At 28.9% G+C, this 21,875-nt stretch carries 21 protein-coding genes and 1 riboswitch; of the genes, 20 read left to right on the top strand and 1 reads right to left on the bottom strand.

Features of this window, described 5'->3' with window-relative positions; genetic code table 11:
• Nucleotides 1-164: 164 nt before the first annotated feature.
• The 5 genes from AC2A4K_RS12445 to AC2A4K_RS12425 all read left to right on the top strand — a co-directional run bounded on the left by AC2A4K_RS12445 (nt 165) and on the right by AC2A4K_RS12425 (nt 5,566).
• Nucleotides 165-809, top strand: a complete 645-nt coding sequence (locus AC2A4K_RS12445) for an MBL fold metallo-hydrolase (protein WP_322502810.1) — start codon at nt 165-167, stop codon at nt 807-809.
• 13 nt (nt 810-822) lie between these two features.
• Nucleotides 823-954: a hypothetical protein gene (locus AC2A4K_RS12440; RefSeq protein ID WP_322502809.1), complete on the top strand. Its 132-nt coding sequence runs from the start codon at nt 823-825 to the stop codon at nt 952-954.
• Between the two features lie 614 nt (nt 955-1,568).
• Nucleotides 1,569-3,584 (top strand): ribosomal protection-like ABC-F family protein, encoded by a 2,016-nt coding sequence (gene abc-f / locus AC2A4K_RS12435; RefSeq protein WP_322502808.1) that lies wholly within the window; start codon nt 1,569-1,571, stop codon nt 3,582-3,584.
• 446 nt (nt 3,585-4,030) lie between these two features.
• Nucleotides 4,031-4,912, top strand: coding sequence for a GNAT family N-acetyltransferase (locus AC2A4K_RS12430; protein WP_322502807.1), 882 nt, complete (start codon nt 4,031-4,033; stop codon nt 4,910-4,912).
• Between the two features lie 228 nt (nt 4,913-5,140).
• Nucleotides 5,141-5,566 (top strand): hypothetical protein, encoded by a 426-nt coding sequence (locus tag AC2A4K_RS12425; protein ID WP_322502806.1) that lies wholly within the window; start codon nt 5,141-5,143, stop codon nt 5,564-5,566.
• Between the two features lie 67 nt (nt 5,567-5,633).
• Here the strand turns inward: AC2A4K_RS12425 and AC2A4K_RS12420 are convergent, their stop codons facing one another.
• On the bottom strand, nt 5,634-6,248 hold the full coding sequence (locus AC2A4K_RS12420) for a hypothetical protein (RefSeq protein WP_322502805.1): 615 nt from the start codon (nt 6,246-6,248) through the stop codon (nt 5,634-5,636).
• A 330-nt stretch (nt 6,249-6,578) separates the two neighbouring features.
• On the opposite strand from AC2A4K_RS12420, the gene AC2A4K_RS12415 reads away from it, so the two are divergent.
• From AC2A4K_RS12415 to AC2A4K_RS12345, 15 genes are all read left to right on the top strand, one after another.
• Entirely contained in the window at nt 6,579-6,752 is a 174-nt protein-coding gene (locus tag AC2A4K_RS12415; RefSeq protein ID WP_322502804.1) for a hypothetical protein, read from the top strand.
• Nucleotides 6,753-7,056: 304 nt separating this feature from the next.
• A complete protein-coding gene (locus AC2A4K_RS12410; protein WP_322502803.1) occupies nt 7,057-7,587 on the top strand; it encodes a PH domain-containing protein in 531 nt (176 codons plus the stop codon).
• A gap of 83 nt (nt 7,588-7,670) precedes the next feature.
• Entirely contained in the window at nt 7,671-7,940 is a 270-nt protein-coding gene (locus AC2A4K_RS12405) for a RidA family protein (protein WP_322503252.1), read from the top strand.
• Nucleotides 7,941-8,348: 408 nt separating this feature from the next.
• On the top strand, nt 8,349-9,113 hold the full coding sequence (locus AC2A4K_RS12400; RefSeq protein WP_322502802.1) for a TraX family protein: 765 nt from the start codon (nt 8,349-8,351) through the stop codon (nt 9,111-9,113).
• Nucleotides 9,114-9,267: 154 nt separating this feature from the next.
• Nucleotides 9,268-11,346 carry a molybdopterin-dependent oxidoreductase gene (locus tag AC2A4K_RS12395; protein WP_322502801.1) on the top strand — a complete coding sequence of 693 codons (2,079 nt, stop codon included), beginning with the start codon at nt 9,268-9,270 and terminating at the stop codon, nt 11,344-11,346.
• A gap of 12 nt (nt 11,347-11,358) precedes the next feature.
• Nucleotides 11,359-11,772: a 4Fe-4S dicluster domain-containing protein gene (locus tag AC2A4K_RS12390; RefSeq protein ID WP_322502800.1), complete on the top strand. Its 414-nt coding sequence runs from the start codon at nt 11,359-11,361 to the stop codon at nt 11,770-11,772.
• Between the two features lies 1 nt (nt 11,773).
• Nucleotides 11,774-12,997 (top strand): NAD(P)/FAD-dependent oxidoreductase, encoded by a 1,224-nt coding sequence (locus AC2A4K_RS12385; protein WP_322502799.1) that lies wholly within the window; start codon nt 11,774-11,776, stop codon nt 12,995-12,997.
• A 251-nt stretch (nt 12,998-13,248) separates the two neighbouring features.
• Nucleotides 13,249-13,737 (top strand): molybdopterin-guanine dinucleotide biosynthesis protein B, encoded by a 489-nt coding sequence (gene mobB / locus AC2A4K_RS12380; RefSeq protein ID WP_322502798.1) that lies wholly within the window; start codon nt 13,249-13,251, stop codon nt 13,735-13,737.
• 72 nt (nt 13,738-13,809) lie between these two features.
• Nucleotides 13,810-14,048, top strand: a riboswitch (molybdenum cofactor riboswitch).
• Between the two features lie 316 nt (nt 14,049-14,364).
• Nucleotides 14,365-15,585 carry a molybdopterin molybdotransferase MoeA gene (locus AC2A4K_RS12375; protein ID WP_322502797.1) on the top strand — a complete coding sequence of 407 codons (1,221 nt, stop codon included), beginning with the start codon at nt 14,365-14,367 and terminating at the stop codon, nt 15,583-15,585.
• A gap of 146 nt (nt 15,586-15,731) precedes the next feature.
• A complete protein-coding gene (locus AC2A4K_RS12370; protein WP_322502796.1) occupies nt 15,732-16,328 on the top strand; it encodes a molybdenum cofactor guanylyltransferase in 597 nt (198 codons plus the stop codon).
• Nucleotides 16,329-16,438: 110 nt separating this feature from the next.
• Complete coding sequence (locus AC2A4K_RS12365; RefSeq protein ID WP_322502795.1) at nt 16,439-17,452, top strand: molybdopterin-binding protein; 1,014 nt, start codon at nt 16,439-16,441, stop codon at nt 17,450-17,452.
• A gap of 83 nt (nt 17,453-17,535) precedes the next feature.
• Nucleotides 17,536-18,507 carry a GTP 3',8-cyclase MoaA gene (gene moaA, locus AC2A4K_RS12360; RefSeq protein ID WP_322502794.1) on the top strand — a complete coding sequence of 324 codons (972 nt, stop codon included), beginning with the start codon at nt 17,536-17,538 and terminating at the stop codon, nt 18,505-18,507.
• A gap of 3 nt (nt 18,508-18,510) precedes the next feature.
• Complete coding sequence (locus AC2A4K_RS12355) at nt 18,511-18,942, top strand: MOSC domain-containing protein (RefSeq protein WP_322502793.1); 432 nt, start codon at nt 18,511-18,513, stop codon at nt 18,940-18,942.
• Nucleotides 18,943-19,256: 314 nt separating this feature from the next.
• Nucleotides 19,257-20,159, top strand: a complete 903-nt coding sequence (locus AC2A4K_RS12350) for a GGDEF domain-containing protein (RefSeq protein ID WP_322502792.1) — start codon at nt 19,257-19,259, stop codon at nt 20,157-20,159.
• A 194-nt stretch (nt 20,160-20,353) separates the two neighbouring features.
• Nucleotides 20,354-21,601 (top strand): replication-associated recombination protein A, encoded by a 1,248-nt coding sequence (locus tag AC2A4K_RS12345; RefSeq protein ID WP_322502791.1) that lies wholly within the window; start codon nt 20,354-20,356, stop codon nt 21,599-21,601.
• The last annotated feature ends 274 nt before the right edge of the window (nt 21,602-21,875 follow it).

The raw sequence follows: 21,875 nt of genomic DNA, 5'->3' as shown, positions 1-21,875 counted from the left end.
TGAGAAATACCAATAAATACTATGAATAAGGTGTGTTAATTTAATGAAAGAAGGTATATTTATGAAAAAAATGTTACATATACTTTTAACGACAATACGATTATTTTATGAGTAATTAGTAGTAGAATAGAAAAGAAAATATTTAAAAAGATCGGAGATTTAAAATGAAAATTAAATGGTTTGGGCACTCATGCTTTATTATAACTTCTGAAAATGGGACAAAAATACTAACAGATCCATATAATAACATGCTGGATTATAGATTGCCGGAAATTAAAGCTGACATAGTAACTACAAGTCACGATCACAGTGATCATAATAATATAAACGCAGTAAATAGTAATTTTGTACATATAAATGAAAAAGGTTGCTTTTCAGAACATGGAATAGAGATAAAAGGTGTGGAAACATTTCATGATAAAGTTTTAGGAGCCGAAAAAGGAAAAAACATTATATATAACTTTAAAATTGATGGAATTAATATTTGTCATTGTGGTGATTTGGGACATATTTTAAATTCTAATTATGTAGAGGAAATAGGAAATGTAGACATATTGCTTGTTCCTGTTGGAGGAGGATATACAATTGATCCTTTTGATGCTGTGGAAGTAAGGTCGCAATTAAAGCCAACAATTGTTATACCTATGCACTACAGAACAGAGGCCTTAGGAGAAAAAGGTCATTTGTTTGCTAAGGTTGATGAATTCATTTTGGCTTCAGGACTAAAAGCAAAAGAGTATTCAGAATTAGAATTAAACAAAGAAACTATTAAAGATTATTCAGGAATTGCTGTGCTTAAATATAATTAAATATAACTTTGATATGTTTGATTTTGAGTTAACTGAAGAAGATATGGAAATTATAAATGATTTTAATAAAGAAGAAAGAATAGGGCTAGACTTAGATAAAACAATTGCTAAAAATTATTTCAATATTATACAATATATGGTATAATGGAGAAAAAATGTTGAAAGGGGAAAGTAAGTTATGACACCAGCTAATTACTAATATTAATTTAAAATTATTTTAATTTAATATGTATTTTATAATGAGTAAAAATTTGCCTAGTTATTTAGGCTTTATTGTGATGCTCTTTATGGAATAAGGCGTTTAGAAGGTAACTTACTTTACTGAATTTAGGCATTATAGTTTATAGTATATATGTTTTAATAGATATTTTTATTAATTGTGTATTTGTATTAATTATGCATTAGTGTAAACAGCATGTTTATACTATGATGTATAATTTTTAAGAACTAAAATTAATAAGGATATAGCTTTATCATTAAAACTAATAGGATAATAATGTATTTTCAGACTGTAGGAGGATTTAATCTTCTTACAGTTTTTTATTTATCAAATAATTGAAATATGAAAAGAATAAATAGTTAATATAGAATTTTATAGTGTAAATAAACAAGGGGTTAAGCTCCTTGGTATAGTTTTATGATTTTATAGTTATTAATTTGGAACCTAGTTTTTAAGATAAATAAATTATAAAGTTTAGGAAGCTTCTTTCCTTATCTATTTGGAGATTTAAAGAAAAATGGATGAAAGAAGGAATATTTATGTTTGAATTGTCGTTAATTAATGTGAAAAAATATATGGAAGCAACTCTTGTGCTTAAGGATATAAACTTTCAAGTATATTCGGGGGAAAAGGTTGGTATAGTTGGAGTTAATGGAAGTGGGAAAAGCACTATTTTAAAGTTAATTGCAGGAAGTTTACCTATGGATTATTGTGTGGGATATCCAGGAGCTACAAGTCCAGGATATGATGAAGGTTTTATTAATAAGCCTAGGGAGGCTACTTGTGCTTATCTTGAGCAAATCCCTCAATATGAAGATAGTATAAAGGTTATTGATGTATTAAAACTAGCCTTTCATGAAGTTTATAGCATTGAAAATAAGATGCGTGAACTAGAAGAAGAAATGAAGTATTTAGAAGGGGATAACCTAGATAAAGCATTAAAGCAGTATAGTCACTTAGTACAGGTTTACGAGGTTAAGGATGGATATAATACTGAAGAGAAATTAGCTAGGATTTGCACTGGATTAAAATTTACTGAAAGCTTTTTAAATAAGGAATTTAATTTATTAAGTGGTGGTGAAAAAACTACAGTTATATTAGGGAAGCTTTTAATTGATAAACCAGATATATTACTACTAGATGAACCTACAAATCATCTTGATATGGAGTCTATTGAGTGGCTTGAAGCTTATCTTAAAGGCTATAATGGTATTGTAATTATAGTATCTCACGATAGATACTTCTTAGATAATGTAGTAACAAAAATTATAGAAATTGAAGATATGGAAAGTAAGACTTATAAAGGTAATTACTCTGATTACGTAAAGCAAAAAGAAGAAGATCTCCTTGAGCAAGTTCATAAATATAAGGAACAGCAAAAGGAAATTAAAAATATACAAAATACTATAAAGGATCTTAGAGATTGGGCAATGAGGGCAGATAATAATAAATTCTTTAAACGAGCTGCCAGTTTACAAAAAAAGCTTGAGAAAATGCAAAATAGTGATACTGAAGGAAATAGTAGTTATAGAACTAGAGGTAAATATGCAAGAACTGAAAAACCAAAGTTTGAAAGAAAGACTGTGAGGCTAAGCTTTAAAGACAGTGAAAGATCAGGTAATGAGGCCATAAAGGCTATAGGACTATCTAAAGTCTTTAAGGATAAGGTTATTTTAAATGATGTTGATTTATTAATAAATTTTAGTGAAAGAGTAGCCTTAATTGGACCTAATGGAAGTGGTAAAACTACCTTCCTAAAAATGCTGTTAGGGGAAGAAATTCCTGATAAAGGTATAGTTGAATTTGGCTCTAATGTAAAAGTAGGATATTTACCTCAAGCTATTACCTTTAACAATGAGGATCTTACTGTTCTTCAAGCCTTTAGAGATGATATTTTTATATTAGAAGGAAAGGCTCGTGAATACTTGTCAAAGTTTATGTTCTTTGGAAATAGTGTTTTTAAAAAGATTAAGAATTTATCTGGAGGGGAAAGAATAAGATTAAAGCTTTCTATGCTTCTATATGAGGACGTAAATTTATTAATCCTAGATGAGCCAACAAATCATCTTGATATAGATTCAATAGAAACCTTTGAAGAGGCTTTAGAAGAATTTAAAGGAACAATCTTATTTATATCTCATGATAGATATTTTATTAATAAAATTAGTAAAAGAGTAGTCTCTATTGAAAATCATGGTTTTAAAAGCTATGCTGGTAATTATGATTACTATAAAGAGCTTCAAGAAGAATTAAAAATAAATGCAGAAAATCAGGCTAAAAATAAACTTGAAAAAGTTAATAAGTCAAAGAGGAATGAAGATAATAAAAAGATTAAGAAGCAAAGTATCATAGATGAAACTAAAAAGAAGGAAGCTGAAAAAGCTAGAATTGAAGCAAAGGCCCAAACACTTGAAAAAGAAATTGAAGAAATTAACTTAACTATGGCTGACCCAGAAATACATTATGAAGAACTTGATAGATTGTATTCTAGAAAAGAAGAGTTAATGGAAGAGCTAGAAAAAGTTATGGAAGTTTGGCTAAGTCTTAATAGCTAATACTGTAGACAACTACTATAAAAGGGGCTGTATCAAAACTCTAATATAAAACTTATAAATATATTCCGAGAATTACTGAATTTCACTAAGAATTTATAGCAATTACTCCGAAGATTTTACTAAAGCGAAAAACTCCCTTCGGTCAAACAGTTTCGCTTTTTAACGTAAAATCTTCTACGTAATAGCTTAAATTCTAAAGCTTATTCAGATATTCTCTTCATACTATTTATAAGTTTTATTTATAAGTTATTTTGATACAATCACTTTTATTTTTGTTAACATATATATTGAAATTATTGCATAAATTAGCAGTTTGTTTAAATAGAAAAAACAGGATATATTTTAAAATAATGGTATAATTAATTAGGTTATATATAGGAATTTGTATGGTATAGAATTATTTTTAAATTTACTCTTTAGTTATTTTAGATGAGAGGAATGATAAGATGAAAATTAGTTTTAGAAAATTTGACGATACTTATTACCATAGGGTCTGTGATTTTTTCATTGAGTTATCTCAAGATAATCTCATACATATAAATTGGAATTGGGCAAGATGGGAATGGATGTTTTATCATCCAGACTTTAATAATAATTTAGTAGACAAGATTGGATTATGGTTTTGTGATGAAGAGTTAATAGGTGTGGCAACATATGACCACTATTTAGGAGAAGGATTTTTTGGAGTGAAATCTGGGTTTGAGAGGCTAGAAAAAGAGATGCTAGAATATAGTATTGAAACTTTTAGTGATGAAAATGGAATTGGTATTGCTGTAAATAATACAGATACTAGTAGTTTAAATTTATTACAAAGTTATGGTTTTTCTAAGTGTGAAGAAACTGAAAACATACTTGAACTCACATTAGAGGATATGGATTTTAATTTAACTCCAATTAAGGGCATAGAATTAAAAAATATTAATATAGAAAATGATTTATATAAACACCATGAGTTGTTATGGAAAGGATTTAATCATGAAGGACAGGCACCACTTCATGAGGAAACTATCAATAAGCAAAAGAGAATGTTATCAGCACCACATTTAAATTCTTTATTACATGTAATAGCTAAAAATGAACGTGATGAATATGTTGCATATTGTGGCTTATGGTATAGCGAGAAAACTGATTATGTTTATGTTGAGCCTATATGTACAATTCCAGAGTATCGTAATAGGGGGATTGCTAAGTTGGTTCTTATGGAAGGATTAAAAAGAGCATATAATTTAGGAGCTAAAAAAGCATATGTTATTTCAGACAGTGATTTTTATAAGTCTATAGGTTTTAAACAACATTCACATTATACTTTTTATTGGCATAGAAACTAACTTGAAAAATACTCATTAAATATAATTAAAATATCGTATTATTCAAAAGAGAATATACGATATTTTTTATTTTACAATTCAATACTTATATACTATATTATTAACACTAGTTTAAGATATGGCCTAATTTCAAGTGTGTAAATATATTGTTAAATTAAAAGATAGAGAAACATATACTAAATTTTATATTATAAAATTTAGGTATATAGTGGATTGGGGAGAGGTTCTATGAAAGTATGTAGAAGATGTGGAGAGGTAAACGAAGATAAAAATTTAATCTGTAAAAGCGCAGAGTGTTTTAGTAGAGAATTTGATGATTATAAAAAAGTAAGTAATGATGTGAAAATTAACTTGAGAAATAAAGAAAAGCTAAAGAAAAATTTAGAAATAGGTATTTTAGCAGTATATTTCTTAATTCTTTTAATTGTAGGAGCTTTGAATTTCAAAGAGTTAATGATTTCTAAGGTTATTGCAATAATAGCGTTAAGTATTATAGGAATTCTTTGTGTGAAATTTACAAGATTTGTTTTTGAAATTCAACATGTTTTTTCTTTAAAAGATTCTAGTGGAGATAATATGTCTGATATGTATGAAAGTTATTTAAAGGTATTAGGTATTTTAGCTTTAATATATTCGGTTTATTTATTATTTTAATTTATAGATTAACAAAAATAAGGTATTATCAAAAGTTAAAAATTTGATAATACCTTATTTATTAAATTTAAAGGTTATTTATAGCTTTTTTTTCTGCTTCAGATAAAGATATTAAATAAAGAATTATAAAAGGTTTTATTAAAAAGTTTAGTATTTCTCCTACAAAAGGAAGGAAATTAACCCAAATAATAAATATCATTGCAAAAATAACATAAATGTAGTTCTTTTTATTTACTATAGTATGTCCTGATATTGATATAATCATAAGTGGAGTTATTATGGCAGTTATTGAAAAATATAATAAACTTAAGACCATTATTGTAGGTTTAAATGGTAGAGCTGCTATTACAACTCCTAACATAGAATTTAAAAATGCTATAAGTATATACCAAAATAACCCTAACTTTAATTTAGATTTACTAAAAATAAAAATGTCTTTAAAGCTTAATTTAATATCTTCCTTAGAACACTTATCTATTGAAGCTATAACACCACAATCTATTACAATAGTAAGTGCAATAACGAAAAGATTGAAAATTAAATTAGCTATTTTTATTGATCCTATTGATAATACATATAGTATAAAATAACTTAAAAGACATATAAGAAATATGTTTCTTTTGTTTCCTAAAAGAACATTTTTAAAAATGCTCATCACATCTTTGATTTTAACTCTTTTCATATTTTTCTCCTTAAGATTTAAATCTTATGTAATTTTTTTCATAATGTTATTATAATGCATTATGAACAATAGTACTAATACTTAAGTTCATATATATTAGAAAAAAGAATTATTTATGTAAAGCTAATTATAAATTCAGAGAGTAAAGATTCTGTAAAAGTAGTTTGTGCGTGACTATTTTTACAGAATTTTTTTTGGTAGAAATCACAAAAATAAATTTTTTTAAGATTTTTACAGCTGAAAGGCAAAGTTAAAAGTATTTATATAGTGAAAGAGAGTTTAACATAAGAATGTATAAATTTTTTAGGTGTTATTTTGGGAGGGAAAATTATGCAGTTTAATTATTTAGGATTTAATCAAAAAAAGGCTTTAGAAATGGGGTTAGATTCAAATAGAAAAAAGCAGTCTGCTGAAAAGCAAAGAGGGGTGAGCTCAAATGAGGAACCCTGTTCTACTGAAAAGCTTAACCCAAATATTAATCTATTAAAAAAAAATAATAATTAAACTTTTTAGAAAGGGTTATTATAAATCTAAAGAGGATAAGAAAATTTCAAATGAAGATGTTTTAGAACTTAACTTTGCAAAGTGTAGAGATGGAAGGACTGGCATTGTTAAGCTTAAATATAATCTTCCAACACAAAGACTTTTTGAATTAAATGAAAAATGATATAAGCCTAGGGTTTAGAAATAATAAATAGGTCCTAATGAATAAACATTAATAGTGAGCTATATTTAAATGAAGTATTTCAGTTAAATTCCATATAATGTTATAATGGTTAATAAATAGTTAATAAAAGGGGGCTGTGATATGAGAAGTTTTGGAGAGGGATTAAGGAAGAGTGAATCAAAAAAAGATTTCTTTACTGAGAGTATTAAGAGAAGAGAGAGCAATAAGGAACTAGAAGAATTTGAAAAAGGGCTTCCGGAAGGAGAAAATGTTCAACACTTTATTTCAGATTTATATGGGGACAGCAATGTGTTGATAATTTTTACGACTTCAAGACTTATATATGTGGAGAAACGTTATGGAGAAACAAAGCAAGAAGAAATTATTTTAAGTCAAATTAAATACATAGAGAGTGATTTTGATTTTGGCTATGGAAAAATAAGAATATGTTCCGAGGAAGTGGTCTTAGAGATTGCGGAAATAACTGAGTCATCTCTTAGAAAGATATTTTCAATGATTAAAACTTCAAAGGAAAGAGAAGAAGAGAGTGTTAAAAAGTTAAGAACGGGATTTAGCCTTACAGAGCAAATTGAAAACCTTACTATGCTAAAAGAAAAAGATATTATTTCAAATGAAGAAGTTAATAAAGCTAAAAGCTCTTTGATTCATTAATTTAGGCTGTATTTATAAGGAGGAAAACTATATAAGGAAACTTTGTAAGAAGTGATGTAAATGAGGAGTGGACGAACTTTGGAATTATTGAAGCTGGCGATTTTGTTTTCATAAGTTATTGTGTGGGTAACATTGATCAACCAATTGAAAATCAAATTAATGGTGTCTTAGACCAGTTAAATGAACGACTGGAAGCAATCGGCTTAACTTTAGAATCTGTGGTAAAGATTGATTGCTTATTTAGAGATATTTGGAATATACATGTGATGGAAAAAGCAATCAAGGAAAGATTTAACGGCGAGTATCCAGCACGAAAATCAATACAAACAGAAAGCTCTCATTATGTAGGATAAGAGGGGCTTCAATTTCAACTTGATGCAGTAGAATTTAAAGTTTAGCTTAATTATAAATATTGAAATTTTTAGCTAACTATATATAAATTGCGTTTCTAAATAACTATATGATTATCAAGAGTAAATTTATAAAAACTATTTAAAAATAAGACCTATAACATAATCTATATGTATTGTATTTTAGAATAAAAAGTTCAGCAACAATCCTTGCTGGACTTTAGTTCGTCATAATGTTAGATTATTCATTATGTTAGTTTAATAAACAACTATATCACAATAGTATATAATTGTTTAAAACAGATACTAAATTTAAAAAAACTTTAGAAAGTCTTTAGAATTATCTTCGTTTTTTATTTAGAAAATATAGTTATAATTGTATAAAAATACAAAAGGTATGCGGAGGTAATTATGGAGTATGTAAATGAGAGATATATATCTAAAGGGTTAAGTGCTAATAATTTAAAGTTTATAGCTATTTTGGCTATGGTACTTAACCATACTGCAGTGGTATTTGTTCCTAAAGAAAGTTTTATGGGGCAATTAATGTATGGAATAGGAAGAATTACAATGCCTATTATGTGTTATTTTATAGCAGAGGGATATTATAAAACTAGTAATATAAGAAGGTATATATTGAGGCTTTCAATTTTTACAATAATAGCTCATTATGCTTTTTTCTTTTTTGCAACGGGGGTGCCACCCATTTCTTTTAATGATGGTATAAGAATACAAATACAATTTCCCACTAGTGTTATATTTACTCTTCTTTTAGGACTAATTGCTCTTAATATTTGGAATAATAAAAAAATCAATATATGCTTAAAATTAATTTTTATATTTATCATATGTATATTTTCAATAGGAGGGGATTGGGGATATACTGGAGTTTTATGGACTTTAGTTTTTGGGGCAAATCATGGAGAGTTTAAAAACCAAATTATAGGTTTTTTAATAGTTTCAATTGGTATGCTGTGTAGCCCAATCATAAGTTTTGTTAATATTAATAATAGTCTTTGGTGGTGGGAACTTTATCAGTTAGGATTATTACTTACAATTCCTTTACTAGCTCAATATAATGGAAAATTAGGGGTAAGTAAAAATACTAAATGGACATTTTATATATTTTATCCCTTACATTTATTACTGTTAGGATATTTAAAATACTGTATTTGATAAAATAAAAACAGGTGCAAGCATTGTTTTCTCATAATATACACAAAAAGCGTGATAATTATCATATTATTTTAGGAAACATAATGATATAATCCAATTAAGTATGATAAAAAATTAACAATGTTTGGTTATGTTTATGAACGGAGGAAAATGTATGAAAAGAGTACAATCTACATGTAACTATTGTGCACTTGCATGTAATATAGATTTTTACACAGAAGATGGTAAGATCAAAAAAGTGGTTCCTACACCTCATTATCCAGTTAATAAGGGGTTTTCTTGTATAAAAGGACTTAATTTAGATAAACAATGCACTAAATTTAAAGGGTCTAAAAAGCCTTTAGTTAAAATGGAAAATGGAGAAAGAAAGGCAATAGAGTGGAATGAAGCATTTAATCTATTTGCTGAAAAGATGACAGCCATTCAAGAAAAGTATGGTAAAGAGAGCGTAGCTTACATAAGCACAGGACAATTACCAACAGAAGAAATGGCTCTTTTAGGGCATGTAGGAAGAACTTATATGGGAATTAACGGTGATGGTAACACTAGACTTTGTATGGCTACAGCAGTTGTTGCTCATAAGCAAAGTTTTGGTTTTGATGCACCGCCATATACATTAAATGATTTAGAGCTTTCAGATACTATATTTTTTATTGGAGCAAACCCAGTTATAGCTCATCCAATAGCTTGGGGAAGAGTTAGAAAAAATAAGGATGCTAAAATAATTACCATAGATCCAAGAAAATCTGAAACAGCTATGAACTCAGATATGTGGATTGACATAAAAACTAAGGGTGATTTAGCTCTTTTCTATACTTTAGCAAACGTGCTTATAGAAAAAGGATGGATAGATGAAGAGTATATAAATAACCATACTGAAGGTTTTGAAGATTTCAAAGAACATGTTAAAAAATATACTTTAGAAGATGTTGAAGAGAAAACTGGAATCTCTAAAATGAGAGTTTTAGAACTTGCAAAAATAATCCACGAAGGAAAGAGAGTTTCATTCTGGTGGACAATGGGTGTTAACCAAAGTTATGAAGCTGTTAGAACAGCCCAAGCCATAATAAACTTAGCTTTAATGACAGGAAACATTGGAAGAGAAGGTACAGGTGCTAACTCTCTAACAGGTCAATGTAATGCTATGGGATCAAGAGCATTTAGTAATACAACTGGTCTTTATGGTGGTGGAGAATATGATAATAAGGAAAGAAGAAAAGCTGTTGCTGACATTTTAGATATAGATGAAGAAATGCTTCCAACAAAACCAACTCTTCCTTATCCTGCAATTATAGATGGAATAAACAAGGGTGAAATTAAAGGACTATGGGTAGTTTGTACTAACCCAAGACATTCATGGACTAATAATGAAACATTTAAAAAGGCTATGGAAAACTTAGATTTCTTTGTTGTTCAAGATATATATGAAGATACAGACAGTTCAAGTGAATGTGATTTATACCTACCTTCAGTTCCTGCAATTAAGAAGGAAGGCGTCTTAATAAACACTGAGCGTAGACTTTCTGCCTTAGTTCCTGTTTTAGAAAAGGAAGAAGGAGAACTAAGCGACTATGAAATATTCTTAGGAATTGGAGAAGCTTTAGGAATGGGTAGCCTTTTAGATAAATGGAGAACTCCAGAGGATGCTTTCAAGCTTCTAAGAGAATGTAGTAAAGGAATGCCTTGTGATATTACAGGAGTATCTTATGAAAGATTAAGAGGTTCTAAGGGACTTCAATGGCCTTGTAGAGAAGGAGAAGAATTAAAGTCAGATGAGAGAAGACTTTTTGAAGACGGAAAATACTATACTCCAAGTGGAAGAGCTAAATTTGTATTTGAAGATGTAGCTGAAAATCCAACTGCTACAAATGAAGAGTTCCCATTTAACTTCAATACAGGAAGAGGAACAGTAGGACAATGGCATACTCAAACTAGAACAAGAGAAATCCAGGCTGTAACTAACATAGTTCCAGAAGTGGCTTATATAGATATAAACAGAAAAGATGGAGAAAAGCTTGGCATAAAGCAAAATGATGAGGTGTTAGTTCATTCATCAAATGGAGTTACATCTAAATTCACTGCTAGATTAACTGATAATGTTAAGGAAAAAGAGTTATATGCACCAATACATTACATAGAAACAAATGCATTAACACCATCTATATTTGATCCTTATTCAAAGGAGCCTTCATATAAGACAGTTCAAGTTAATATAGAAAAGGTTAGAAAGTAGGAGGGATTTACTGTGAAAAGAATAAAAATAGATAGAGATAAATGTGTAGGATGTTTAACATGTACAACTGCTTGTATAGTTGCACATGATTCAGAGGACACAAGAAGTAGAATAGCTATAACAAGTGAAGGTAAATATACTCCTATTTTCTGTAGACACTGTGATAGACCAGAATGTGTTTATACTTGTATGAGTGGAGCAATGAAAAAAGATAATGAGACTGGTTTTGTAACTTATGATAAGTCAAGATGTGCAAGTTGCTTTATGTGTGTAATGGCATGCCCTTATGGTGTTTTAAAAGCTGAGCATGAAATGAATAAATATATAATGAAATGTGATATGTGTGCAAATACACCAGAAGGAACTCCTCAATGCGTTGCAAAATGTCCAATGGGAGCAATAACTTTAGAGGAGGTAGAAGAATAATATGAGATATGTTGTTGTAGGTGCATCAGCCGCTGGAATAAGTGGAGCAAAAACTCTTAGAGAAATAGATAAGGATGCGGAAATAATATTAATATCAAAAGATGAAAATGTATATTCAAGATGTATATTACATCATTATATAAGCGGACATAGAGATGTTGAAGCTTTAGATTTCACAGACAAAAACTTTTTTGAAAAATATAATATAGAATGGAAAAAAGGTCTTGAGGTTACTTCAATAGACCCGATGGCACATATTTTAACTCTTTCAAATGGAGAAGAAGTTAAATTTGATAAAGTATTATTAGCTACAGGAGCTTCAGCATTTATTCCTCCTATAGAGAATTTAAGAGGAGCTAATAATGTAGTTGGATTAAGAAATTTAGATGATGCTATCAAAATAAAAGAAGAGGCAGAAAAGGTTAAAAATGTAGTTGTTTTAGGAGCAGGGCTTGTAGGAATAGATGCTATTGCTGGCCTTGTAGGAAAAGGACTAAATGTTACTTTAGTTGAAATGGGTGATAGAGTTCTTCCTATACAACTTGATAAATATGCTTCTTCAAAGTATGAAGAGAGATTTGAAAAGGCAGGAGTAAGCTTAAAACTTGGTGTTAGAGCGGAAAAAGTTATTGTTGATGAAAACAATAATCCAAAAGCATTACTTATAAATACAGGAGAAGAAATTCCTTGTGAACTTATAATAGTTGCTACTGGAGTAAGATCAAATGTAGCCTTCTTAAAGGATAGTGGAGTTGAAACTGATAAGTTTGGTTTAATAATAAACGAAAAAGGTGAAACTAACACAAGAGACGTTTATGGTGCAGGAGATATTACAGGAAGAAATCCAATATGGCCAACAGCAGTAAAAGAAGGTATAATAGCTGCTAATAATATGACTGGAAATGAGATATTCATGGAAGATTTCTTTGGTAGCAAAAATACAATGAACTTCCTAGGTCTTACAACAATGTCTTTAGGAAATGTAAATTCTCCAGATGATTCTTATGTAGAAGAAATAGAGATTGATGGAGAAAACTATAAGAAGATAATTCATAAAGATGGAAAGATATATGGAGCAATAATTCAAGGAGATTTATCTTACGCTGGAGTTTTAACTCAACTTATAAAAGAAAAGATAAATGTTTCAAGAGTTAAAAAGCCATTATTTGAAGTTGATTATGCAGACTTCTTCAACATAAAAGAAAACTTAGAATACACTTACTAGTGGCTAAAAGTAGAGCTCTGTTTTAGCATGGGTTGATTTTTAGCTAGACTTTCAGACCTAGCTTAATATCGCAAAGTATTGCTATCATCTACTCCAGAATAATGCAATACTAGTTACTCATTAAGATGGTCTTACAGTTCTATCTAAAAATCAACAATAGCTTAAAACAGAAAAAAAGAGCTATAATTCTATTAAGTAAATATGGTTTATATAATCTTTTATATAAGCTTTGTTAGGAGGAGGTTAGAGCTTTGGCTAAAATTATTAATGTGGTTGCAAGTTGCTCTAATACAGGAAAAACTGTTTTAATAGAAGGGCTTATAAAAGAACTTAAAAAAAGAGGAAAGAGTGTCGCTACCATAAAACATGATGTCCATGGATTTGATATAGATAAAGAAGGAAAAGATACTTGGCGTCATAGAAAAGCAGGAGCGGAGGCAGTTATAATTTCCTCTAAGAAAAGAATGGCTTTAATAAGAGAATTAGAGGAAGAAATTCCTTTAGAAGAGCTTATAAGGCAAGTTGAAGATTTTGACTTTATAATAATAGAAGGTTATAAAAATAGTCATTATAAAAAGCTTGAAGTATATAGACAAGGGATTAGCACTGAGATAATAACTCCAAAGGAAAAACTTATAGGAGTTGCTAGTGATGTTCCATTATCATTAGATGGAGTTAAAGTTGTTAATTTAAATGACTATGAAGAAATTGCAAATCTTGTAACTGAAGATTTTGATTAAAATAGAGGTATTAAAAGACATATCTTATATATAAAATATTAAATTAAGTTAGGTAGAAATATCATATTAAAACCTAACTTAATTCTCCAAGCTTATAAGTCTAAGGGAAAATACCTATGATTTCTAAGCCTGGATTACTAAAATATTAGAGCTTTATATGTTTATTAAGTAATTTGATTTCACTTACATATAAGAAAAATAATTATAATAATTTTGTTTTATTATAAAATTTAGTTTTAGTAATCCACAGGGTAGGGTTTGAAAAAACTTTGCCTCCACGTACTTTGGGAAGGAGAATAAGCAAAACTTTGAAACTAAAAAGCGTGCATAAAATTTGCAAAGTAAGGAGCTTAAAAATTCACTGTATTAATAATTATATTATTTGGTGAAGGATTTAACTGTTTATGATTAAAGAATGATTACAAATAAACCTTGCTAATAAAACTAAAATAACATTTTAATTCTTTAATTAATAAACAAAGACCACTTAATTTTGAAAATTTTATTTGTTATTATGTTTTCTAAAGTTTTAATATTATAGTCTAAAGAAGACTATTTAATGCTTATTATTCTTGTTACTATAACAAAGATAATAAGCATTTTTATTTTTAAAGGGATGGTGATATTTTGGAAAAATTTATAGCTTTAGAAGAAGCTCTTGAAACATTAAATAAGCATACTAAGGCTTTAAAAAGTGAGGTTGTTAGTATAAAGAATTCTTTAAAGAGAGTTTTATATAGTGATGTTAAATCGAAGATTAATAATCCTCCCTTTAATAAATCAGTTTTTGATGGGTATGCTTTTAAATCAGAAGATTCTAAGGGAGCATCAAGAGAAAATCCTATAGAACTTAGAATAGTAGATGAGATATTTGCGGGAATGTGGCCTAAAAGAGAAATTAGAAAAGGTGAAGCCGCTAGAATTATGACGGGAGCTCCAATTCCTATGGGAGCAGATTGTGTTTTAAAACAAGAAGAAACGTATAGAAATGGGAATCTAGTTAAAATATTTAAAGAGATGAAGGTATGTGAAAATATCTCCTTTATGGGAGAGGATATAAGAGAAGGAGAGCTTTTAATTGATAAAGGAAAAAGGCTTGATTATGCTGATTTGGGTATAATGGCAAGTTCAGGAATAACTAATGTTCATGTATATAGAAAGCCAAAAGTTTCTATAGTAAGTACTGGTGATGAAGTGTGTGATATACATTGCCTTTTAAAAGCTGGAAAAATATATGACAGCAATTTATATAGTTTAAGTGGAAGAATAGAAGAACTAGGATATGATGTTTTATTAATGGAGCATGTTGGAGATGATATTCAAGACATAGGAAAGGCAATAGAAGAAGCTTTTCAGGAAGCTGATGTGGTTTTCACCACTGGAGGTGCCTCAGTTGGAGATAAGGACCTTATGCAAGATGTCGCTGAGAATTTAGGTTTTGAAAAATTATTTTGGAAGATAAAAATAAAACCAGGTTCTGCTGTTGTTTGTAGTAAAAGAGGAGATAAGCTTTTAATAAGCCTTTCAGGAAATCCAAATGCAGCCTTAACAACCTTTGAACTATTAGGAAAACCAGTTCTTAAGAAATTAGAAGGAGAAGAAGAATCTGTATGTATTAAAAGAGAAAAGGGAGTTTTAATGGATTCTTTTAATAAGAAAAGTCCACAAAGAAGGTTTTTAAGAGGAAATATAGTTTATAATGAAAGTGGAGGTAAGGTTTACATAACTCAGGTTAAGAGTGGAAATGGAATTTTAAGTTCCCTTTTAAATGCTAATTGCCTAATAGAAATTGAGGCTGGAAATGAAGGATTAAATGCTGGAGAAACAGTAAACATAATAAAATTATAGTTTATGTTTTGTTTTAGGTGAATGTTGCTTTTTAGCTAGCCCTTCAGACCTGACTGCTCATTAAGATGGTCTTACAGTTCTATCTAAAAATCAATATTAGCTTAAAGCGGAACTAGAAAGTGATAATTTAAGGAGGTGTGTTAAAGGTGATAAGAAAGACTGCTGCTATTTTAGCAGGCGGAAAAAGTAGTAGGATGAATTATAAAAATAAAGCTTTTTTAGAGTATGAAAATAATTATTTTATAGAGAGAATAATTAATGCTTTAAGTGATTATGAAGAAATAATCATAATATCTAACAGCCCGGAGGATTATAAAGGCTTAGGGCTTAAGGTTATTAAGGATATATATCCTTCTCAGGGACCATTAAGTGGAATTCATTCAGCCTTAAACTATATAAAAACAGATTATTGTTTGGTTGTTGCCTGTGACATGCCTTTTATAAATAAAAATGTAGTTAATTATTTAGGAAGTATAAATGATGACTATGAGGTTTTAATTCCTAAGGTGGAAGGGAAACTCCAACCACTTTGTGCTATATACAAAAAAACTTGTAAAGAACTTATGGAGAGAGAACTTTTAAGAAATAATAATAAGCTAATAAAAACTTGCTTAAATTTTAATACTAAAATAATTGATGATTTTTCTTCATTAAGAGAAATAAATGACAAGAAAGAAAAGAATTTTTATAATATAAATACCGTTGAAGAGTATGAAAAATTAATAGAAAATAGAGAAGAGTAAAAGATTTATTATTATATAAAGAACATTAAGGGGAGGTGGATTGTTATCCAAACTATTTAAATAGATATTTGCTACTAAGAGATTTAAATAATAGGGGATAACAGAGAATTATGAAACAAATAAGAGTTGAAGATGCAGTTGGAACAATATTATCTCATGATGTAACTCAAATAATACCAGGTAAATTTAAAGGAAGAGCCTTTAAAAAGGGACATGTAATAAGAGAAGAAGATATAGAAAAACTTTTATCTATAGGTAAAGAACATATTTACGTATGGGAGAAAGAAGAAGGAATGCTTCATGAAAATGAGGCTGCTGAAAGATTAAAAGACTTAGTTTGTGGAGAAGGATTAAGTTTTGGAGAAATAAAGGAAGGTAAAATAGAGTTTATAGCTAATAAAGATGGGCTTTTAAAAATAGATAAAGAAAAATTATTAGAGTTAAATATGTTAGGGGAAATAATAGTTTCTACAATACATGGAAACTTTCCAGTTAAAAAAGGAGATAAGGTAGGAGCTACAAGAGTAATTCCTCTTGTTATAGATGAAAAGAAAATAATTGAAGCAGAAAATTTAATAAAAGATAAGCTTATAGAAGTTAAGGATATAAAAAAGAAAAAGACTTTTGCCATAACTACAGGGAATGAAGTTTATAGTGGAAGAATAAAGGATGCCTTTGGTCCTGTTCTTAAGGATAAACTTAAAGAGTTTAATATAGAAATGGAAAGACAAGTTATTCTTCCAGACCATAAGGAGAGAATTATTGAGGAAATAAAAAAAGCATTAGATGAAGGTGCTGAACTTATACTTTGTACAGGTGGAATGTCAGTTGATCCTGATGATGTAACTCCAACAGCTATAAAGGAATGTGGTGGAGAATTAGTAACATATGGTTCACCGGTACTACCAGGTGCAATGCTTCTTTTAGCATATTATAATGATGTTCCTATTATAGGAATTCCAAGCTGTGCTATGTATGCAAAAAGAACAGCTTTAGATTTAGTTCTTCCAAGAGTTTTAGCAGATGAAAAATTAACTTTAAGGGATATTGCAGAGTATGGACATGGAGGACTTTGCCTAAACTGTCCAGTATGCACTTTCCCACATTGCTCTTTTGGAAAGTAATTATTTAAGAAAGAGGCTTTGTTTTAGGAAAATATTGATTTTTAGAAAATCAAGTTTATTATGTAGAAAAAGTAGGTGAAAAAGTGAGGGATAGGTATGGAAGAGAAATTGATTATTTAAGGATTTCTCTAACTGATAAATGCAATTTAAGATGTGCTTATTGTATGGATGAGAAACATAATAATTTCATCGAAAATAATAAGCTTATGACTTTAGATGAGGTCCTAAGGATTGTTAAGGAATGTGCAGCTCTTGGAATAAAGAAGGTAAGACTTACAGGGGGAGAACCTCTTGTGAGAGAAGGAATTGTAGATTTAATTAAAAATATTAATAAAGTGCCAGGTATTGAAGAGATTTGCCTAACTACTAATGGGATTTTATTAGGTGATAATGTAAAAGAATTAAGTGAAAATGGATTAACAAGAGTAAATATAAGTTTAGATACATTAAAAGAGAATAGATTTAATGAAATAACAAGAGTAGGAACTTTACATAAGGTACTATATTCAATAAAGAAATGCCTAGAAAATAATGTTAAAGTTAAGATAAACACTGTTATATTAGAGGATTTTAATAAAGATGAGATTTTAGATTTAGTAAACCTAGCAGAAAAAGATCCTATAGATATTAGGTTTATAGAACTTATGCCTATTGGAGAAGGTAAAAAGTTTAAGGGAGTTACTAATAAAGAAGTTTTAGAAATCATAAAAAAAGAAAAAGAAGTATTAGATAATGGGAAAACTTTAAGAGGAAATGGGCCAGCTAAATACATAAATATAAATGGATTTAAAGGAAAAGTTGGTTTTATAAGTGCTATAAGTGACTGTTTCTGTGAAGATTGTAATAGAATAAGAGTTACACCAGAGGGTTTTATGAAGCAATGTCTTCATTGGAAATATGGGGTTAACTTAAAGGATAAGATTAGAGCCGGAATAAGTGATGAAGAGCTTAGAGAAATAATCGAAAAAAGTATTTATGACAAGCCAGAGAAACATAATTTTAAAGTGAAAGAAAAAGATGAAGATAAAAGATTTATGTATGAAATAGGAGGATAAGACATGAGCAAGGTAAGAGCTATTTGTATAAGTGAAAAGAAAGGAACAGCTAAATTTCAAGTTGAGGAAGCTGAATTCATAGAGGATTTCGGAATTAAAGGAGATGCTCATGCAGGAAAGTGGCATAGACAAGTAAGTTTATTAGCTTTTGAAAAAATAGAGGACTTCAGAGCAGATGGAGGAAATGTAGATTTCGGAGCTTTTGGAGAAAACTTAGTGGTAGATGGAATAGAATTAAATAAACTTCCTATAGGGCAAAAAATAAAAATTGGTGATGTTATTTTAGAAGTAACTCAAATTGGGAAAAAATGCCACGATAAATGTGCTATATATTATCAAGTAGGAAGATGTATAATGCCAGCATATGGTGTCTTTACTAAAGTTTTAAAAGGTGGAATCATATCTTTAGATGAAGAAGTAGAACTTTTAAAATAAATAGTTAGATTTGAATGGTTAGCTAAAAATCAATACTCACTTAAAACAGTGAAATGGTACCATGTTGGAAAAATTACCAGATAAAGGACTGATTCGTAAGCTGTGAAGAGTATAAAAAAGAATACCTACACATTAAAGATTCTAATATTTTTTATTAGAATCTTTTTTGTTGTATAATTACTAATAGATAGTGTGTATATTGGAAAAAGTAATTTTTAGGGAGAGCAAGTATTTATTAAAAGCTTGCTTCATATTTAGTTTTTTTGTTTTAAATAAGGTTTTATACTTAATTTAAAGTATTGGAGGACGATTAATTGGACATTGTATTGGATATTAAGGATAGGCTATCTATATTTAAAAATTTTTATGATGCTATTAGAGTGGTAGACCCCATAAAAAAGAAAGTTATTTCAGATCATATTAATGAAAATTGTAATCATAAGTTACTCTTTGAGGGCGATTTTTCTATGGTCAACTGTCATGATATATGGAAAAAAAACTCAAGGTGTAGTAACTGTATAGCTAAAAAGGCATATTTAGAGAATGATACCTTTGTTAAGTTAGAGCACAATGTGGGGAAAATATTTTTGGTTATAGCTTCTCCAATAGAAGTTGAGGGGAAAAGATATGTGGTTGAAGTTTTGAAAGATATAACAGAAAATGGTGAGATAGTAGACAAATGTGGAGAAACTACATATTTAGATATAAAAATGAGTAATATTGGAGAAAATCTTGTTAAGGATTATTTGACTGGAATTTATAACAGAAGATACATAAATCATAGGCTTTCAAAAGAAATAGATAAAAATTTAAATAGAGGCATACCTACAACTATAATAATGGCAGACATAGACTGGTTTAAAAATATAAATGATACATATGGGCATTTGATTGGAGATAAAATATTAAAAGATTTTGCTAATATTTTAGAAAAAAATATTAGAGTTAGTAGTGACTGGGTTGGTAGATATGGAGGCGAAGAATTCTTAATTATTTTAAATAATACTAATGAAGAAAAGGGAATTAATGTAGCAGAAAAACTTAGAAAAGTAGTTGAGAATGAAGACTTCGTTTATGGTGATATAAAAATAAAACTAACAGCTAGTTTTGGACTATTTGAAATTTCAAAAAAAGAGGATATATCTGATATAATAAAACATGTTGATAATAAACTTTATAATGCTAAAATGACAGGAAGAAACAAAATTATGTTTTAGCAAGTTAATATATTTACATAAGATATTAAAATTAGGCTATGTTTTAAGTGAAAGTTCAAATTTCCAATTTGGTACCTTGAACTTATGAAGTAGAACTTAGTGAAATTGTACTCCTAAGAAAAAATAAAATAGGATCTTAGGTAAATGAAAAGATATTATTAGATGAAGTTAAGAAAGGAGGTAAGTTATCAAAGTTGAGACCTTTAGCAGATGTTATGAGACCTAAAAGTTTGGAAGATATGGTTGGTCAAAGGCATATTATTGGAGAGGGAACTCCCCTAAATAAGCTTATAAAAAATAAAAATATAATGAACTGTATTTTTTATGGTCCCCCTGGAGTTGGAAAAACAACTTTAGCCAACATAATTTCAAATTATACAGATAAAAAATTTTATAAAATAAATGCCACCACATCTTCAATAAAAGAAATACAAAGTATTACTTCAGATATAGATAACTTATTGAACTTTAAAGGAATAATACTTTATATAGATGAGCTTCAGCATTTTAACAAAAAGCAGCAACAAGCTCTTCTTGAATTTATAGAAGATGGAAGAGTTGTCTTAATAGCTAGTACTACGGAAAATCCATATTTTGCAATTCATAAGGCTATATTAAGTAGAAGTACTATATTTGCTTTTGAACCTGTAAGTACAGAGGATATAATAATTGCTTTAGAAAGAGCTGTTAGTAAGCTAGAAAAGGAAGGTTATAAGATTTCTATTGAGGAGAATGTCCTAAGATATATTGGAGAAATAGCTCAAGGAGATGTTAGGAAAGCTTACACAGTATTAGAATTAGGCATTAAATCTCAGAACAAAGAGAATATTGTATTAACTCAGGATTATATAGAAGAATTAGGACAATCTAATTTAAAATCTGATGCATCTGGAGATGATTATTATAATTTATTAAGTGCACTTCAAAAAAGTATAAGAGGAAGTGACCCTGATGCAGCTGTTCATTATTTAGCAAGGCTTATTAAAGGTGGAAATATGGATAGCATAGTCAGAAGATTAGGGGTTATTGCAGCTGAAGATATAGGACTTGCTCATCCTAATGCCCTTCAGGTTGTAAATAGTGGAATAGATCTTTGTTTAAAGATAGGATTACCTGAGGCAAGAATAATATTATCAGAACTTGTAATTTATTTAGCCACTCTTCCTAAATCAAATAGTGCATACGTTGCAATAGATAGTGCCTTAAGTGATTTAGAGAGAGTTAATGCAGGCGATGTGCCAAAACATTTAAAAGATGCTCATTATAGTGGAGCAAGCAACTTAGGGGTAGGTGGCTATTTATATCCACACAATTATCCAAATAGTTATGTATCACAAGAGTACATGCCTGAGAATATGAAAGGCAAAGAATATTATAAGCCTAAAGACAATAAATACGAGGGAAGTATAAAGGCATATTGGAAGAATATTAAGAATAAATAAATCTAATTTTAAGAGGAGTTTAGATTTTTCATGAGAAAAAAGCAGTGAGTTTGAGTCTTTTTTGTAAATGTAGAAGACTTAAAAGCTTTACTTTTTGTGATTTAATAAAAACTCCTTTATGCTGTGATTACAATGGATAAACTAGACAAATTTTCTTTGAAATATTTATATTTTTAAATAAAGAATATGTAAATATTATAGTTGACAAATTTACTCGGCTTTGATATTATAATCACATAAAGTACATCGAATTAGTCAGATTTAGAGGTGATTA

Source organism: Clostridium sp. LIBA-8841 (assembly GCF_057782475.1).
This window is presented reverse-complemented; position numbering and strand designations above follow the sequence as displayed.

Bases quoted from the DNA above. Each gene is read 5' to 3' on its own strand.
- abc-f (WP_322502808.1), top strand. From the start codon at position 1,569: ATGTTTGAATTGTCGTTAATTAATGTGAAAAAATATATGGAAGCAACT.
- AC2A4K_RS12430 (WP_322502807.1), top strand. From the start codon at position 4,031: ATGAAAATTAGTTTTAGAAAATTTGACGATACTTATTACCATAGGGTC.
- AC2A4K_RS12420 (WP_322502805.1), bottom strand. From the start codon at position 6,248: ATGAAAAGAGTTAAAATCAAAGATGTGATGAGCATTTTTAAAAATGTT.
- AC2A4K_RS12440 (WP_322502809.1), top strand. From the start codon at position 823: ATGTTTGATTTTGAGTTAACTGAAGAAGATATGGAAATTATAAATGAT.
- AC2A4K_RS12415 (WP_322502804.1), top strand. From the start codon at position 6,579: ATGCAGTTTAATTATTTAGGATTTAATCAAAAAAAGGCTTTAGAAATG.
- AC2A4K_RS12385 (WP_322502799.1), top strand. From the start codon at position 11,774: ATGAGATATGTTGTTGTAGGTGCATCAGCCGCTGGAATAAGTGGAGCA.
- AC2A4K_RS12410 (WP_322502803.1), top strand. From the start codon at position 7,057: ATGAGAAGTTTTGGAGAGGGATTAAGGAAGAGTGAATCAAAAAAAGAT.
- AC2A4K_RS12355 (WP_322502793.1), top strand. From the start codon at position 18,511: ATGAGCAAGGTAAGAGCTATTTGTATAAGTGAAAAGAAAGGAACAGCT.
- AC2A4K_RS12425 (WP_322502806.1), top strand. From the start codon at position 5,141: ATGAAAGTATGTAGAAGATGTGGAGAGGTAAACGAAGATAAAAATTTA.
- AC2A4K_RS12365 (WP_322502795.1), top strand. From the start codon at position 16,439: ATGAAACAAATAAGAGTTGAAGATGCAGTTGGAACAATATTATCTCAT.
- AC2A4K_RS12445 (WP_322502810.1), top strand. From the start codon at position 165: ATGAAAATTAAATGGTTTGGGCACTCATGCTTTATTATAACTTCTGAA.
- AC2A4K_RS12395 (WP_322502801.1), top strand. From the start codon at position 9,268: ATGAAAAGAGTACAATCTACATGTAACTATTGTGCACTTGCATGTAAT.
- AC2A4K_RS12400 (WP_322502802.1), top strand. From the start codon at position 8,349: ATGGAGTATGTAAATGAGAGATATATATCTAAAGGGTTAAGTGCTAAT.